Here is a 16360-nt window from a genome sequence, read left to right as displayed (position 1 = left end):
GAGTGGGAAGGAGGTTGCCCACCATGGGACCAAACAGTTCCACATGAAGGAAAAGTGAATCGCGAGGGAACAACCCGTTAGAGTCCCCCTCGCTATGAAAGCGCCTGAGACGGATGAGGCCTTCTGCCAGTGGTATGAGGACTGCTGGGCGGATCGGGATGAGGTGGAGTACCCGAAGCTCTTCGGGGCCATCAGCGAAGAGGTCTACACGCTGGAGCAGAGTGGTGCGTTGGAGGCCTGGCTGGAGAGTGAACTGGCCGAGGTGAAGGAGCTGGATCCCAACTGGGGAGGCATGGGCGTGCGCGTGGCGCCGCCGAGTCCCGAGTACCCCTACTGGACGTACGTGACGAGTGGTCTGTCCAACCCCATTACGCTGGCCCCGGGAGAGGAAGTGGACGCCAACTCCCCCAGCGGCGTCGGGTACGAGATGGTCATCCACACCACCGAGGAGGCGCAGTGGCCGGTGCTGCGGCTGCTGGACATGATGGCCTACAACCTGGTGTGCATGCGGGCCTTCGCGGTGGGGCACCGCTACCCGGTGGAGGGCACGCTGACGGGCGGTGAGTCCAAGCTCAACGGCTTCGTCTTCGTGACGGACCCCTCGCGCCCCGCGCACTTCCAGCTCGAGTCGGGGAAGGTGCAGCTGCTCACCCTGGTGGGCGTGACGAAGAACGAGATGGCCTTCTCGCGCTCCAACGGCATGGATCGGCTGATGGCGAAGCTGGTGGCCGCGGGCACCGGCTACATCACCCACCCGGACCGGGAGCAGGTGCAGCTCTAGCCGCCAACCTCATTCCCCTCCCGCCGGGAGGGCACTCCCCTCTCCCGCTGGGAGAGGGGCGGGGGGTGAGGGTCTCCCACTCCGGGGACCCTCGTCACCCCACGCGGCCGTAGATGCCGCCGCGGATGTCCACGCCGAGACCCCACTCACGGCCGGCGATGTCCACCTGAGGCCCGAGCGGCAGCGAGTAGCTCGCCCACGTACGGCCCCCGTCCTCGCTCACGTGGAGCGCCGGATCCGGACCCTTGGAGGGGTCCACGCCCCGGGTGAGCAGGCGCAGCGTGCCCTCGGAGGCCACGAGCCGCAGCGGCTCACGGCCCAGGGGCAGCGGCTCCAGCCAGCGCACCTCGGAGCCCTGGCGCTCGCCCACGCGGGCCTGGCCGTCCACCACCGCGGCCACGAAGGCCCCGTCCACGTCCACCACGCGCGCCGCGCCCACGTTCAGCTGGCTCCACGTGGAGCCACCATCCGTGCTGACGGAGAGCGTCCTGCCCAGCAGGGCCACACCGCCCTCGACGCGCCGCAGCCGCTCGGTGTGCGGGTTGCGCTCGCCCTCCAGCTCCAGCTCCATCCACGAGGCGCCGCCGTCCGTGGTGCGCCCCAGGAAGTAGGCGCCCAGCACCCAGACTTCCCGCTCGCTGACGGCGAGCACCTGGCCGAGGCTCGGCGCGCCCACCACCCCGCGGCCCTGCCACTGCTGGCCACCGTCCGTGGACACCAGCAGGTGGTAGTCCGAGCCCGAGCCCGAGGGCTTGAGCGAGCCGCCAATGGCGACGCCCAGCGCCCCGTGGCAGTCCAGGGCCTGAATCCAGCCCGGCCCCTCCCAGGTCTTCGTCACGGCCCCAGCGGCGGCGCGATGAATCTGGGCGCGGCGGGCCTTCATCCGCTCCAGCAGGCTGATTCCGGGCGGCTCCGCCACGGCGCCAATGAGGCCGAAACCCTCACGGCTCGCGGCCACCGCTCCGGCCTTCAGTCCCTCGGACAGCTCTCCCAGCTTCTCCCAGTCTTTCTCCGGCACGCGTCAACCTCGGAAGCTCGAATCCGGCGCGAAGATGCCAGCCCTCGCGCTACCAGGGAAGTTTGGGCCGCTTGATGAGGTCGGTGAACGTGTCCTTGACGTCCTTCCACGCCTCCTGGGCGGACTCCTTGACCACGTTCGCGGCGTCCCCGACGTCCATCTTGCCCAGCGCGACGAAGATCTGCCGGACGCCGTCCTTGGTGAACAGGTCCTTGAGGTCCGGCGTGGTGCCGATCTTCATCAGGTCCTGCGCGGGCAGGTTGTAGAGGCCGGACTGCACGTAGGCATCCGGGTGCGAGTCGTAGGCGAACTTCTTGAAGGCCTCGGGGTCGCGCTCGAGCTGGGCGAAGCCGACGGGGTCCTCCATGCGCTTGGTCTCGATGGCCTCCTGGAGGGACTTGAGGCAGCGGTCGCGCCACTCGAGGCCCTGGGGGGTCAGGTCCTTGGGCCCGAGCTTGGAGAAGCGGTCGCAGTACTTCTGGCCGTACTCCATGTAGTAGTCGGGCGGCTTCATGCCGGGGTTGCGGCGGACGAAGTCGTCGTAGCGCTTCTTGTAATAGTCCCGGGTGCCGGTGGGAATCTCGGCGGGGAGGTTCCGGGCGGCGTTGGTACGGCCGGGGGTGACCGCCCGGGCGGTGGCGCGGGTGGTGGTCTCGAAGGCATCGCTGGAACGCGCCGGGGCGGCGGGCGAGGCGGTGGCGGGCGAGCGGACGGTGTTCTTCTGCGCGACCGTGGGCTCCGTCTGGGCGGCCTGGGTCCGGGTGGGGGAGATCCCCGGGCGTTGAATCCTCATGATTTCCAATTATCGAGAGATTTGCCCGGAAGTTTCCACTCCAGAGCGAACCCATACCCCGAGTGCGCGCCGGGACACCGGGGAGCCCTTGCTGCCCGCTCGCCGGGCGGCCGCGCGTCCATGAAGTAGGGAATTGTCCGTCAGGGCCTCTTGAGACGCCCCCCCCGCCTGCCCAGCTTTGCGCGGCGTGGGAGTTCCCGCGTCACACAGGAGGAGGACGGCATGGCGGCGATGGATCTGAACAAGATGCTGGATCGGCTCAACGACCTGATCGCACTCGATATCGACGCGGTGGGGGCGTACGAGGCGGCGATCAACCGCATCGACGTGGAGTCGCTGCGCATGAGCCTGCGGGAATTCCAGCAGGACCATGTACGCCATATCCAAGACCTGACGCGGGTGGTGGTGAGCCTGGGCGGCACGCCGAGGACGAAGCCGGACGTGAAGGGCTTCATCCTCAAGGGATTCACGGCGGTGACGTCGATGATGGGCAACGAGGCCGCGCTCCAGGCGATGCGGGGCAACGAGATGCTCACCAACCGCACCTACCAGGCGGCGCTGGAGGTGGAATGGGGAGACGAGGCGCGCGCCATCATCGAGCGCAACTACTCGGACGAGCAACGGCACCTGGCGTTCATCGAGAACGCGCTGCGCACCCGCATGTGGGAGCAGACGCCGGTACAGCCGTAGCCACACGGAGCACGCGGGCGGCCACGGTGGACACCTGGCCGCCCGGCGTCCCGGCCCCCGGGATGAAACGGTAACCGGGACGGTTGCACGCTCCCTCGCGTGTTTCCCCATCTGTTGGGAGGCGGGAGATCCCCGCCCCACGGGGAGGGAGACATGCGAGAGAGCGAATATCCCGCGCGCTGGTGGCATGCGCTGGAGGACGGGCGCATCCAATGCGACCTGTGCCCGCGCGACTGCAAGCTGCACGAGGGCCAGCGGGGCATGTGCTTCGTGCGCCAGCGCACGGGGGACCGGATGGTGCTGACGACGTATGGGCGCTCGTCGGGGTTCTGTGTGGACCCCATCGAGAAGAAGCCGCTGGCGCACTTCCACCCGGGCAGCAGCGTGCTGTCGTTCGGGACGGCGGGGTGCAACCTGGCGTGCCGCTTCTGCCAGAACTGGGACATCTCGAAGTCGCGCGAGATGGACCGGCTCACCGACATGGCGAGCCCCGAGGGGATTGCCCGGGCGGCGGAGCAGTACGGCTGCCGGAGCGTGGCCTTCACGTACAACGACCCGGTCATCTTCGCCGAGTACGCCATGGACGTGGCGGACGCGTGCCATGCGCGAGGCATCCAGACGGTGGCGGTGACAGCGGGGTACATGCACGCCGAGCCGCGCCGCGAGTTCTACGCGAAGATGGACGCGGCGAACGTGGACCTGAAGGCGTTCACGGAGGACTTCTACTTCAAGCTCACGGCGGCGCACCTGAAACCGGTGCTGGAGACGCTCGAGTACCTGCGGCACGAGACGAAGACGTGGCTGGAGATCACCACGCTGCTGATTCCGGGGAAGAACGACTCGGACGCGGAAGTGGGGGCGATGAGCGAGTGGCTGTTGAAGCACCTGGGCCCGGACGTGCCGTTGTTCTTCACGGCGTTCCACCCGGACTACAAGCTGCGGGACATTCCGGAGACGCCACCGGAGACACTGAGGAGGGCACGGGACATCGCGCGCAAGGCGGGGCTGCGGTACGTGTACACGGGGAACACGCACAACTCGGAGGGCGAGACGACGCTGTGCCCGGACTGCGGCGGGGAGCTCATCGTGCGGGACTGGCACGACATCCTCACGTACCGGCTGACGGAGGAAGGCGGGTGCCCGGACTGCGGAGCGAAGATTCCGGGCCACTTCGACGCGAAGCCGGGAGACTTCGGCCGCCGCCGGCGCCCCGTCGCGGTGATGTAGCGCCATTCCACTGCAATCCCTGGTACTCCAGACTCGCTCGCCCCCGTCTCGCGTCCTTCACGTACGCCACACTCCGCCTGCCTCCACACCTCAAGCAAGCGAACACGTTCAGCGCGAACGTCCTGCGTAGCAGCCCGACTCAGTCCGAGTCAGTCGTCAGCGTCGCATAACCAAGATAATTGGCATCACTGCCAAAATTTTTGGCAAAATCACCAAGAACACTGGCAAAATCGCCAAGAATATTGGTAAATTCGCTTCGTGCTTGAAGAAGGTTCTCGGCTCTTTGGAACTTCGACCAAGACGGCGGTGCTCGTGGCCATCCGTCTGCTCGAAGAATCCTATCCCAGCGAGTTGGCGGCTCTGCTCGGCGTACGCCCCTACGCCGTCCAATCCATTCTGGCGTCGCTCGAACGGGAAGCGATCATCGTCAGTCGGTTGATGGGGCGAACTCGTACTGTCTCCCTGAACCCTCGATACTTCGCGCACGTCGAACTCAGCGCGCTGCTTTGGAAGCTCGGAGAGCACGACATGGACCTTCAGGCCAGGCTCGCCGCGCGACGGCGTCGTCCCCGCCGCGCTGGCAAGCCGGGGCTCTTGTGATCGGGCCCACGTCGTCGCTCACGGACATTGCCTTCGCCGTGTGCACAGCACTGGATCGCCAGGGCTTCCACGCGGTGCTCACTGGCGGAAGCGCGGCGACCTACTATGCGCCAGAGGCGTATCAATCAGGAGACCTCGACTTCGTGATCACCCTCAAGGGAACGGGAGGCGAAGCGGCGCTGGCTGCGCTCGGATTCACCAGAAAGGGAGACTTCTACCGTCACCCAAGCTCGCACTTCATTTTGGAGTTTCCGAACGGGCCACTGGCAGTGGGTGACGACTTCATCAAGAGCTGGAGCACCGTCCGTCGAGACGACGAGGTGTTATACGTCCTGTCGCCCACCGACTCATGCCGTGACCGACTCGCGTCCTTTCTCTTCTGGAACGACTTCAGCGGCCTGGAACAGGCGCTCGCCGTCTTCCACGCACGAGCCAATGAGGTGGACCTGAACGTCATCGAGGACTGGTGTCGGCGTGAGGGTCACAGCCAGAAGTTCCGCCTGTTCGCGTCACGCATTGGCGCCTCGGCCTGACAATTCCTGAGCAAGGCAGGATGAGGTGTTTGACACCTTCTCGGAATGCACGGCCGAGACTCGCGGGGGGCGGGAGGACGAGCGAAACCAGGGCCAGAATCAAGCGGCCCCGCGCCCATCACTGCCCGAGCGACGAGGGCGGTGGCTTGGCACTGAACGAGGGCAGGTAGCACTTGCCCTGGTACTCGAGTCGCTCCGACACCTCGTCTCCCTCCTGCTCCGCTACATAGCAACCATTTATTCCAAGCAAGCTCACCCCAAAGTGGTGGCCAATACCCAGCTTTTGAAGCACCTGATCCACGGTGGCGATGGCTGCGTCGGCATCCTTCCAGTGGGCGACTTTCACTGACATCCGAAACGACTCGTAATCGTCCCTGAGGTCACCGCGAGCACCCATCCCAATACCAGTCACGAGAATCCCTTGATTCTTCAGTTCCTGGCCCCCTTTGGACACACCCGTCGTCGCGCAGTTCGAGTGAGGGGCCTGCCCCCGTCAGAGCGTCACGACGGCACGGTCGAGCCGGTTCTCCGCGAGGTCCGCCTCGTGGATTAGCACGTAGACCCAGTTCGATCCCCAACCGAAGCCGGCGGGGTGGTCGAAGGTGAGCTTCAAGAGTTGCACGTACTCGTCGAGGGCGCCGCCGCGCCCGGGTGGAGGCTCGAGTCCGTCGAGCCCCGAGCAGCGGTGGCCGAAGAGTCGGTGGCACTCGTCGCTCTCGTCCTCGAGGAAGCCCTTCGGCGTCCAGTCGTCCCACTCACTCCGGAGTTCCTCGTCACCGGCGGGAAGCGGCGCGTGCCACGCCTCCCAGCCCGGGAGCGACCACCCGGGAGAGAACACCATCCGCGTCTCCCAGGGGCCGACACATGGTGGCACCGCACCGGCCCGGGAGCGCTCCGCGGAAGGCTATGGATACCAGCGCACGCGGAAGCTACCCGCCCCGGCCTCTGCGAAGTCGAGCGCGAAGAGCCCGCGACGCGGCATCCCCGGAGGCGGGTCCTCGACCTGGGCGAAGTTGATCTGCCCAAGGAACGCGTAGGGTTCCCAGGTCAGGTCCGCCTCCTCGACGTACGGAACGCCGCCAAACTTGCTATCGACGGGCGCGAGCACCGGTTTCGCGGCGTCTCCGGCGAGCAGGCGGCCCAACCAGGAACGACGGAGTGGCGCACGGGCGGCACGTTCCGACCGGATGTACGTGCATCTCCGTGGTGCATCGGCGAGGAAGCGCTCGACGTCGGCCAGGAGTTCCGCGGACCGCGAGCGAAGCAACTGGCGCAGCTCCGTGGGCAGCTCGAGGGACGGTCTCATCGCCCGCGTCTTATCGCGTTTCCGAAAGGGAGAGGGGCTCGTGTGCCGCCCGCTCAGCTGGTGGATGACCAGGCCACCGCCGATGACGCGCAGGCCCTCCCAGGTCAAAAGGCTCGAAACGCGGGACGAGCTGAGCCCAAGGGGGGCGGGAAGACGGTGGCTCGGATTGCTGGCATCATCCGTGCTCTTCATGCGAATCGACCGACTTCTCGCCGGCCTGTTCCTCGCGACCTCGGTTGCGTGTGCCTCCTCCTCGTCGTCCCTGCGCGCTGACCCGGCGCCGGTGACGCTCTCGGACTCCGGGGCCCTGACGGATCCCGTGTCCGAGCGGACCGAGGGCGACCTGCGGGTGATGACCTTCAACATCCAGTCGGCCATTCGCGGTCTGGACAAGGTGGCCGAGGTCATCCGCTCCGCCTCGCCCGACATTGTCGCGCTCCAGGAAGTGGATGTCGGCTCATGGCGCGCCCGCGGGCTGCATCAACCCGCCGAGCTGGCCCGGCGCACGGGCCTGAAGTACTACGCCCACTTCCGCACCACCCGGCTCTTCGGCGGTGACTACGGCGTGGCACTCCTGTCGCGCTACCCGTTGGAGTCCGTGGAGCAGCACCCGCTGCCGGTGTTGCCAGGCACCGAGCCGCGCACCGTGGCCCGCGTCCTCATGAAGGTGAACGGGCAGGACGTGAGCGTCTACGTCACCCACCTCACCCAGCGCCCCTTCACCGGTGGCATCCGCGTGCGTCAGAGCGCGGCCATCATGAGGCTGATGGCGGCGGATCCCCGGCCCAAGCTGCTGATGGGGGACATGAACGACACGCCCGACGCGGGCTCGCTACGGCTCTTCAGGCACGCGCTCACGGACGCGTTCGACCTGCGGGGGAAGGGGCCCGCGGTCACCTATCCGCTGCCGCTCATCCCCGGCATGCGCATCGACTACGTGCTGGCGTGTGAACGCTTCATGCCGAAGAGCAGCGAGGTGCTGCATGTGAATGCGTCCGACCACTACCCGCTGGTGGCGGACCTCACGCTGCTCGAGCCCGCGAAGGCGCCCACCCCCCAGCTGATGGAGCGCCCGCCGGAGACGGTTCCCGCCAGCGGCCCGTAGTCACTCGAGCCGCGGCCGGGAAATCTGACGAAGTCCGCCGCCGGGCCTGCTCGCCGCGCCTGAAAATGCGTCGCTCACGAAGCCGTAGTACAGGCGGAACAGCGAGCCGGCATGGCTGAGGTTGCCCAGGGTGGGATCCGATGCGGCGCGAGTCGACCATTGGACTTCCACGCCCAGGACATGGCCGCCGAAGATTCGCAATTCGCTCCCCACCCAGCCATACGAGATGAGCTCCGTGCCGGGCTCACCTCTAAACCCTCGAATGAAGTAGTTGCGGGCACCGGCGTTGATGGAACCCGAGTCCCGGAGCAGCAGTCGCAACTCGAGAAGGCCCTGAGCACCGCCTCCGGCACGGAAGTCCCGCTCTCCGCTCGTGGCCGTGATGGCGCCTGCTCCCCCGAAGAAGATGGGAGCCGCCAACACCGTGCCCTGAAGCGTCACTCCCGCGCCCATGTCCACGTCCATCGCCAACCCCGGCCCCACCGCACTGGTCGAGACCCTCAAGAGAGGGAGCGTGCTGTAGTCGTAGCTTCCAAAAAGGCCGATGAGACCATGCGCCCAGGGCTTGGGTTGAAAGGCCTTTCCGAACAGCAGCCCACGCAGGAAGAACCCGATGTAGGGGGTCCTCGGCAGGGAGAGCTCGAATCGCAGGTCGTAATGATCGAACGGGCCGTAGTCGAGGTCGCCGGACGTTCCCGGAAAGCCCTGGGTCAGACTGACGCCCAGGCTGAGCTGCTGACCAAAACCGAGGAGCTCCGTGCGCTCACCGGTCTGGTCGCGGATGCTGCCGCCGTAGCTCGACCCGACCCAGGTTCGATAGAAGAGATTGGACTCGGCCAATCGGGCGCGCTGCTTGAACACGTAGTAGTTGAAGCTCGCGACTGGGGACAACGGCGCCGCGGCGATGTGGCGCAGGATGCTGTTCTTCTCACCTCCATGCCCGATCAGGTCGTTCCATACCCGGAACAAGGCTTCGCCAAAAAGAGCTCCGGCGAAGCTCGTGGTGATCTGATCGTTGAGGGAGGGCGGCTCGGCTTCTCCCCCGACTTCCCAGAGCAGACTGCCAGCGGCCACGTACAGGAATGACTCCCAGAACGAGAGTCCGCTCGACCGCGCGGCCGAGAAGTACAGGGACCCTTGGTAGGGATGCCCGAGCTGGTTGATCTCGAAGTTGTCGTCGTCGATGACCCAGGGGCCGTCGAGATTGTCGCGAATGCTGCCGGGCGTGACGTGCGTCCACTCCTCGTCATGAAAGGCGATCCTGTTGAACGCGACGAATCCGCCATAGATCGCGAGGACTTCAACGGAAGGAATCAGGTAGCTGGCAACGGTCTTCCGGGGGGCCGATGTATCGACGGGCGCATCCGTGTTCGCGGAAGAGACCGCTTCCGGCGGCACCTGCGACGAGCTCGATTCGGGACGCGTGCCTCCATCGGACGCCGGCGCGGGCGAAGTCTCCGCGGACTGGCCCACATTCGCTTCGCCAGCACCCTGGGGTCCCCCCGCATCGAAGGAAACCGCGATGTCCGCTGCTGTCGGCGCGTTGAACGAGGCTGGCGCTGTAGCGACAGCGATGAGAATCAGAGCGAACAACATGTCCCTCCCACTTCTGGACGCGGTGCTGTGTTCGGGTTGGTCTGGCCGGACCTATAGACCACGCCAGGAAGGAGGGGGCGCTTTTGCGCGTGGCGGGCGGGTGAACGGGGCGTCACGCGATAAGCCGCGCCCATCAACACCCGCAGACTGAGTGAGGCGCGCACATGCGGTGCGCGCGGTCGCTTCTCAGAAGCGGAAGCCGGCCGACACTCCCCCACCCCGAGGCGTCACCATCGGCATCACCATGAACAAGGGTCCACCCTTCGCAGACACCCCACCCTTCGAGGCGCGGTGCTTCACCACCCATTGGCCGATGGCGTACCCCATGGCTCCGCCCCAGATGACATCGGAGAGGAAGTGGTAGTCGTCCATGACGATGGTGGCGGCGAAGAGCAGCCCGAAGGCATGCAGCGCCAGCGTCAGCGGCATGTTGTCCAGCCAGGCCGTCACCACGCCCATCATCGCGTAGAGGCTGGACACGTGCCCCGAGGGCGTTCCGGCCGGGAAGAGGTCGAGCGACCTGGAGGGCCCGAAGATGCGGCCGAGCCCCTGGCCATCCATCGGACCCTCGCGGCCCAGCAGCAGCTTGAAGGTGAGATGGAAGGCCTGCGTCACCGCGAAGGCTTCCACGGTCAGCGAGAACAGCTGCACGGGCCCCCGGTCATCATTCGCCAGACCCCAGGCGAGAAAACCCACCAGCGGGGCCCAGAGCGCCGTGTGGATGATCGCGTCTCCCACCGGCGTCCAGATCTTGAAGTGCTCCGGCCCGAGCGCGCGGTGGATGGCGTTCTGGATGTGCGCATCGAGCGGATGGCCGAGCGGAAGCATCAACGCGCCCGTCGCCAGCGTCACCAGGGAGAAGGCGCCCCAATCGTGAGGCTCCCAGAGCGCCATGCCCGCCGGAATGGCGGCGAGGTCGGAGAGCACTCGCAGGGGAAGCATCATGTTCCCATAGCGGAATTCGTCACCGAGGAAGAGCCCGGGTCTCAGCCTGTCGCCCGGCTCCTCCGGGAGGAAGGGAAGCGGGGCTCCACCGGGACCGCTGGCCCTTGCGTCGTCCGGCGCCTGCGTCGAGGCGGCACGGGGCTCCTCCGGCGTGGGTTGCGCATGCGCCATGCGCGCCGACATCAGGAGCAGGGCCGCCACATACCCGGCGAGCCGGGACTGCCTTCGTCGTGAAGCACTCACCGTGAATACCTCTGAAGCTTGGACCGCGGCACCCGCCCGGGAACTCCGAGCATCACACCGCGTAAGGATCCGTCACGTGAACCGGCCCCCCTGGCTCAACATTCGTTGAGCTCCAGGCTCGCCGTTTCATATGAGCGGCATGGTGGGCTGTCAACACGCGCCCTGGCACGTGCCCGCATCGGAGCACTCTTCAGCGTGCCCGGCTGGCAGCGGCGCCACTCGCGTCGAACATCCTGGCCAGGTCCTGGCGTTTGAACTCGCTCACGATGTAGTCCACGAACACGCGGGTCTTCGCGGAGAGCTGCCGGTGCCCGGCGTAGTAGAGCGAAACCGGGCCGATGTCCGCGTACCAGTCCGGCAGCAGCCGCACCAGCGCGCCACTGCGCAGGTGCGGCACCGCATACATCATCCCGACGAAGGCGATGCCCAGGCCCAACACGGCGCCGTGACAGACGGCCTCGGGATCATTGACAATCATGCGCGGCCTCATGTCGATGGCCACCTGCTCGCCCGCGCGGTTGCGCAGCGGCCAGGAGCGGATGCGCCCCGTCTGCGGTGAGCGCAACAGGATACCTTCGTGGTGCTGGAGATCCGCGGGCTCCCTGGGCGGTGTGATTCGCGCCAGGTAGGACGGCGAGGCCACCGGGATCACGTGCACCCGCGAGAGTTCCCGCGCGGCCAGCCCCGAGGGGAGGTCGAAGCCGCCGCCAATCGCCGCGTCGAAGCCCTCGTTGATGAGGTCCACTGGCCGGTTGTCGAAGTGCCAGTCCGGCACGATGTCGGGATAGCGCTCGAGGAACTCCTGCATCATCGGCAGGAGGTAGCCGAGCCCGAAAACGACAGCCATGCTGACCTTCAGCACCCCTGACGGCCGTTCCGCGGCAAGCGTCACGTTGGCCATGGCTGCCTGGAGCGTATCGAGGCCGCCACTGACCTCGCGCAGGAAGCGCTCCCCCGGCTCGGTCAGCGTCAGTCCCCGGGTGCTGCGCTGGAACAGGCGCACGCCCAGGCGGGCCTCGAGCCGCGCGACATTCTGACTGACGGCCGCGGGCGTCAGTCCCAACCGGCGCGCCGCCGCGGAGAAGCTCGCCGACTGCGCGCTGCGCACGAACGACTCCAGGGTGATGAGCGAATCCATGCCTTGAACATCCTGTTGAAAGTGCTTCAGCGGAGTGCCCTCTACTGCAAGAGGAGCCGTGCCTCCATCTTCGCCTCCAGCGGCCAATTCCCCCGCTGTCCCTGGAGACCGACATGACCACCCCCCACAACCCGAAAGCCGGACTCGATGCGCTGCTCACGCCCGACAACTGCGCGCTGATCCTCATCGACCATCAGCCCTTCCAGTTCGCCGGCCTGCGCAGCCACGACACCCAGACCATCATCAACAACACCGTGGGCCTGGCCAGGACCGCGAAGCTGTTCGGCGTCCCGACGCTGCTGACCACGGTGGTCGAGGAGCGCGGCGGCTACATCATCAAGCAGCTGCAGGACGTCTTCCCCGAGCAGAAGCCCATCAACCGCACGTTCATCAACACCTGGCAGGACCCCCGCGTCATCGAGTGGGTGAAGAAGACCGGCAAGAAGAAGATCGTCATGGCCGCGCTGTGGACGGAGATCTGCCTGGCGTTCCCGGCGATTCACGCGCTCGGAGAAGGCTACGAGGTCTACATCGTCACCGACGCCTCCGGCGGCGTCACCGTCGAAGCGCACGAGATGGCGATTCAGCGGATGATCCAGGCCGGCGCGGTTCCCCTCACCTGGACGGTCTTCTCCGCCGAGCTCCAGCGCGACTGGGCCCGGACCAGCACCGAGGCTGGCGTCGCCCGGCTGCTCGTCGACCACATGGGCGCCGTTGGCACCAGCTTCACGTGGGAGCAGCAGCTGCTCAACACGCCCCCTCCCAAGTGAAGGCACGGCGGCCCGGCGACAATCTCCTCGCCATCGTCCCAGCGGACTTCTAGCCTGGGCGCATGGAGCTCTTCGAAGAGTTGCTGCGGGAGTCCTCGCTTCACGGCCACGCCGGCTCGGCCTCCCAGCGGGCCGCGCTCAAGGCGAAGCTGACACCGTCCAACACCGTGAAGCAGGTGGCCGGGGACCTGAAGGTTTCCGAAGGAGAGGACCTGCACTTCGACGGCGGCCTGGTGGTGGAGGGCAACCTCGTCATCGAGGACCAGGGGCGCCTGCTCGTGGCGGGCGACCTGGTGGTGGAGGGCAACATCATCCACGAGGGCTTCGACTACTCCCTGCTCTTCGTCGGCGGCTCACTCGAGGCGGACAACCTCCTCTTCCACGGCGAGGTCGTCGTCCTCGGAGGTTTCACGCTCGAGGGCGTCGCGTGGACCTACTACAATGACTACTCCACCTACGCCGACACGCTGTCCGCCAGACTCGTCGTGGCGGATGACCGCGCGGACGCCATCGGGACGGTGCGCGCGGACCATCACCTCGCCGGCCACTCCAGTGAAATCCGTCCCGGGCTGAGCAAGCTGCTCACGAAGGGACTCGTGGATGAAGAGGGCGGGTGGTCCTACCCCGCGCTCGCGAAGAAGCTGTTGAAGAAGGAAGCACTGCTGAACGGTTGACGTACGCTGCGCCCCTTTCGAATCCACCGGATGCAGGAGGGGTCGTGCGTTCCATCGTCACCAGGTTGTCGTCACTGCTCGCGCTCGTCCTGGGCGCGAGCGCGAGCGCCCAGCAGGGTGCTCCGAGCACTCCACCCAGGCTCGTCGTCGTCCGAGCCGCGCGGATGCTCGACGTGCAGGGGGGCGCGTATGTCTCGAATCCCGTCATCCTCATCGAGAATGGCCGCATCTCCGCGATGGGCCCGGGCCTGCCGGTGCCCGCCGAAGCGGAGGTCGTCGACCTCGGCGGCGCCACGGTGCTTCCCGGATTGATCGACAGCCACACCCACCTGATGGCGCGCTGGTCCGATTCGCCCACCGGTGATGAGTACGAGAAGGACCTGCTCACCAAGTCCCAGGCCTTCCGCACCCTGGAGGGCGCGGCCAATGCCCGGGCCACGCTGCGTGCCGGCTACACCACCGTGCGTGACGTGGAGAACGAGGGGACCGGCTACGCGGACGTGGACCTGCGCAACGCCATCCGCCAGGGGCTCGTCGAGGGCCCGCGCATGCTGGTGGCGACCCGGGGCATCGCCGCCGTGGGCAGCTACCACCCGTTCGGAATCTCCTCCGACCTGAAGGACTTCCCCACGGGCGCGCAGATGATCAGCGGTGTCGAGGAAGCACGCCGCGCCGCACGGGAGCAGATCGGCCATGGCGCGGACCTCCTCAAGGTCTACGCCGACTGGCACCGCCCCACCCTCACCGTCGAGGAGCTCCGCGTCATCATCGACGAGGCGCACAAGGCCCGCCGCAAGGTCGCCGTCCACGCCACCTCGAGCGAGGGCATCCGCAATGCACTGGAGGCCGGTGCGGACTCCATCGAGCACGGGCACGAGGCGGATCGCCCCGCGCTCGAGTTGCTCAAGAAGAAGAAGGCCTGGCTCGTGCCAACGGTGGGCATCCTGGAGGCCCTCGTGGAGCGGGCGCCCAACGACGGAGCGCGGAGCCGCCTCCAGTCGAAGCTCCAGACCGTTCGGGGGGTGGTGAAGCAGGCCCACGCGTTGGGAGTGAAGATCGCCACCGGCTTCGATGCGAGCTCTCCCAGGGACCACGGACGCAACGCGCTGGAGATCGCCGCGCTCCAGCGTGCCGGGCTCCCGCCCCTCGAGGCCATCCGGGCGGCCACCTCGCGGGCCGCGGAGCTGCTCGGCCTCCAGGAGCATGTCGGCTCGCTGGAGAAGGGCCGGTACGGCGACCTCATCGCCGTCTCGGGAGACCCACTGGGCGACGTCACGGAACTTCAGCGCGTGCGCTTCGTCATGAAGGGGGGAGAGGTCGTCCTCAACGAACTGCCCGCGCAGGGGAAGCTCACTCCTCCGGGCTCTCCATGACGGGCTTGCCCCGGTGACGCCGGGGCAGACTCACCCCCGCCGCATGCCGGACGAGGCCGTGGTGCCACAACTGATGCACGGCGACCACGGCCCGTCAGGGGTGGACCCGCCCAGACCGGCCTCTGGAGGGGGCATGGCAGTTGCACACCTGCTGCGCGGAAAGGTGATTCCTCATGAGAATGTCTCCCCGTGGGTACGCACTGCTTGTCCTGGTACTGAGCGCGCGGACGCTGGCCGCTTCGGCCAGTGAGTTCGAGGGGTACGAAGCCTACGTCCAGCCGGACGTACTGCGGGTGCGGGCTTCGGCATCGGCGGACGCGAGCATCCTCACCCGGCTGCCCATCAACCATCCCGTGTGGGTCGTTGGAGCGCCCACGGCGGAGGGCTTCGTCGAAGTCCAGGTCAACAACCAGGAGGTCATCACCTCCGACAGGGATGCGCTGAAGGGCTTTGTCCGGGCCGACATGCTCGGTAAGCGTCAGACCGAGAAGATGCTGGAGGACCAGCTCGCCTCCGCTCGCACTCCCCAGGAGCAGTGGATGTGGCTCGAGCGCCTCATGGCACTCCGGGGCTCGGAGATCGACAAGGAGCGGATGCGCACACTCGCCCAGCAGTCGGGGAACAAGGAGTGGCTGGCGCAAGCGAAGCGCATGGAAGAGCCACCACCCACGGTGATTGGCGTCTGCTTCCAGGGGCGGGTGTCCATCCTCGCCCAGCTCGTGGGCAACAAGCTCGAGCCACTCGTCGAGAGCCATGACAACGCGGCGCAAAACTCGCCCAAGGTGCGGGCCGCCGAGGCCCGGCTCCGTGCGCGAGCGCTGGAGCTGACCACGCTCCGCTTCTCCCATTACAGGCCCGGCATGCTTGGCACGGGCTACCTCGTGCAGCCACGGGTGGTGACGGCGGAGGATATCCTCGAGACGGCGCGAACCCGCATCGAGCTCGGGCCCTGCCCGCAGCTCCGGGGAGAGGTCTCGGTGTTCAATGCCCACGTCTTCGTCTCCGCGCCGCTCGAGAGCAATCAGGACGCCACGTTTTCGAGCGCCGAGCTGGCCCGGTACGTCGCCCAACTCCCCTCGCCGGTGCACGAGCTTCGGGTCTTCACCCCGCCGGGCCGCTTCGTCGAGCTCAACATCGCGGGGGCGGTCTATCTCTTCCAGAAGGGAAAGCCGGAGGCCTGGGCCTGCAGTACCGGCGCATGCACGCGACGGAGGCTCACGAGCACGCAGGCTCCGGTGTGGCTGCAGCTCGCCTCCGGCCAGCAGATGCGCATCGGATCACAGACGGAGGACGTGGACAACACAGGCTGGGGCACTCCAGCCAACTCGGGCCTGTGGGTCAGCCCCGAGTTCGTCATCCACGTCTTCGACGGCAACGGTGGCCTGGTGGAGGGCAAGGTCACCCTCGATCAGTACGGCTGCTGAAGGCCTCTGGAGCCGCCCAGAATCTGGGTTCAGGGAGGCAGCCCTGTCCGCCCTCGAGGGCGACGCGTCCGTTCATCAGGCCCGGGCGATTGTCGGTTGCCGGACGCCCTGGGGACTCGCCCACGCCGCTGCGCTCACGGCAAG

At 67.1% G+C, this 16360-nt stretch carries 18 protein-coding genes; 10 read left to right on the top strand and 8 right to left on the bottom strand.

The annotated features are described in order from the left end of the window. Window positions 1–94: 94 nt before the first annotated feature. A complete protein-coding gene (locus BO221_RS39865; RefSeq protein ID WP_073566154.1) occupies window positions 95–781 on the top strand; it encodes a suppressor of fused domain protein in 687 nt (228 codons plus the stop codon). 94 nt (window positions 782–875) lie between these two features. Here BO221_RS39865 and BO221_RS39860 read toward each other — a convergent pair whose 3' ends face one another. Beyond that, complete coding sequence (locus BO221_RS39860; protein WP_073566153.1) at window positions 876–1799, bottom strand: neuraminidase; 924 nt, start codon at window positions 1797–1799, stop codon at window positions 876–878. A 49-nt stretch (window positions 1800–1848) separates the two neighbouring features. Then, complete coding sequence (locus tag BO221_RS39855; RefSeq protein ID WP_073566152.1) at window positions 1849–2592, bottom strand: hypothetical protein; 744 nt, start codon at window positions 2590–2592, stop codon at window positions 1849–1851. A gap of 222 nt (window positions 2593–2814) precedes the next feature. On the opposite strand from BO221_RS39855, the gene BO221_RS39850 reads away from it, so the two are divergent. The 4 genes from BO221_RS39850 (at window position 2815) to BO221_RS39835 (ending at window position 5642) form a co-directional block, all read left to right on the top strand. Continuing rightward, on the top strand, window positions 2815–3282 hold the full coding sequence (locus BO221_RS39850; RefSeq protein WP_198956281.1) for a ferritin-like domain-containing protein: 468 nt from the start codon (window positions 2815–2817) through the stop codon (window positions 3280–3282). Between the two features lie 153 nt (window positions 3283–3435). Continuing rightward, window positions 3436–4509, top strand: a complete 1074-nt coding sequence (gene amrS, locus BO221_RS39845; protein WP_073566151.1) for an AmmeMemoRadiSam system radical SAM enzyme — start codon at window positions 3436–3438, stop codon at window positions 4507–4509. Between the two features lie 258 nt (window positions 4510–4767). Beyond that, window positions 4768–5109, top strand: coding sequence for a hypothetical protein (locus BO221_RS39840; RefSeq protein WP_158079998.1), 342 nt, complete (start codon window positions 4768–4770; stop codon window positions 5107–5109). A gap of 143 nt (window positions 5110–5252) precedes the next feature. Then, a complete protein-coding gene (locus tag BO221_RS39835; RefSeq protein WP_143195958.1) occupies window positions 5253–5642 on the top strand; it encodes a hypothetical protein in 390 nt (129 codons plus the stop codon). Between the two features lie 118 nt (window positions 5643–5760). On the opposite strand, the gene BO221_RS39830 is transcribed toward BO221_RS39835, so the two are convergent. From BO221_RS39830 to BO221_RS39820, 3 genes are all read right to left on the bottom strand, one after another. Continuing rightward, on the bottom strand, window positions 5761–5994 hold the full coding sequence (locus BO221_RS39830; protein ID WP_143195957.1) for a hypothetical protein: 234 nt from the start codon (window positions 5992–5994) through the stop codon (window positions 5761–5763). Window positions 5995–6135: 141 nt separating this feature from the next. Then, window positions 6136–6483, bottom strand: coding sequence for a hypothetical protein (locus BO221_RS39825; protein ID WP_073566147.1), 348 nt, complete (start codon window positions 6481–6483; stop codon window positions 6136–6138). 63 nt (window positions 6484–6546) lie between these two features. Then, window positions 6547–6948: a DUF1963 domain-containing protein gene (locus BO221_RS39820; protein WP_158079997.1), complete on the bottom strand. Its 402-nt coding sequence runs from the start codon at window positions 6946–6948 to the stop codon at window positions 6547–6549. A 190-nt stretch (window positions 6949–7138) separates the two neighbouring features. On the opposite strand from BO221_RS39820, the gene BO221_RS39815 reads away from it, so the two are divergent. Continuing rightward, window positions 7139–8053 (top strand): endonuclease/exonuclease/phosphatase family protein, encoded by a 915-nt coding sequence (locus tag BO221_RS39815; RefSeq protein ID WP_073566283.1) that lies wholly within the window; start codon window positions 7139–7141, stop codon window positions 8051–8053. Here the strand turns inward: BO221_RS39815 and BO221_RS39810 are convergent, their stop codons facing one another. The 3 genes from BO221_RS39810 to BO221_RS39800 form a co-directional block, all read right to left on the bottom strand. Beyond that, the gene (locus BO221_RS39810; RefSeq protein WP_073566145.1) at window positions 8054–9649 is read right to left on the bottom strand and encodes a DUF3943 domain-containing protein; all 1596 of its coding nucleotides are present in this window, start codon (window positions 9647–9649) and stop codon (window positions 8054–8056) included. It lies immediately after the preceding gene. Window positions 9650–9835: 186 nt separating this feature from the next. Next, window positions 9836–10837, bottom strand: a complete 1002-nt coding sequence (locus BO221_RS39805; protein WP_143195956.1) for a phosphatase PAP2 family protein — start codon at window positions 10835–10837, stop codon at window positions 9836–9838. Between the two features lie 190 nt (window positions 10838–11027). Further along, window positions 11028–11975: a LysR family transcriptional regulator gene (locus BO221_RS39800; protein WP_073566143.1), complete on the bottom strand. Its 948-nt coding sequence runs from the start codon at window positions 11973–11975 to the stop codon at window positions 11028–11030. A gap of 113 nt (window positions 11976–12088) precedes the next feature. Between BO221_RS39800 and BO221_RS39795 the strand changes: the two genes are divergently transcribed. The 4 genes from BO221_RS39795 (at window position 12089) to BO221_RS39780 (ending at window position 16216) form a co-directional block, all read left to right on the top strand. Further along, the gene (locus tag BO221_RS39795; protein ID WP_073566142.1) at window positions 12089–12745 is read left to right on the top strand and encodes a hydrolase; all 657 of its coding nucleotides are present in this window, start codon (window positions 12089–12091) and stop codon (window positions 12743–12745) included. 62 nt (window positions 12746–12807) lie between these two features. Then, window positions 12808–13419, top strand: a complete 612-nt coding sequence (locus BO221_RS39790) for a hypothetical protein (protein ID WP_073566141.1) — start codon at window positions 12808–12810, stop codon at window positions 13417–13419. A gap of 44 nt (window positions 13420–13463) precedes the next feature. Beyond that, window positions 13464–14792: an amidohydrolase family protein gene (locus BO221_RS39785; RefSeq protein WP_083682148.1), complete on the top strand. Its 1329-nt coding sequence runs from the start codon at window positions 13464–13466 to the stop codon at window positions 14790–14792. Between the two features lie 173 nt (window positions 14793–14965). Further along, a complete protein-coding gene (locus BO221_RS39780; RefSeq protein WP_143195955.1) occupies window positions 14966–16216 on the top strand; it encodes a hypothetical protein in 1251 nt (416 codons plus the stop codon). Window positions 16217–16360 lie beyond the last annotated feature (144 nt).

It is taken from the genome of Archangium sp. Cb G35 (assembly GCF_001896145.1).
GTDB lineage: Bacteria > Myxococcota > Myxococcia > Myxococcales > Myxococcaceae > Archangium > Archangium violaceum.
Note: the sequence above shows the minus strand (reverse complement) of the source record. Positions and strands in the feature narration are given on the sequence as shown.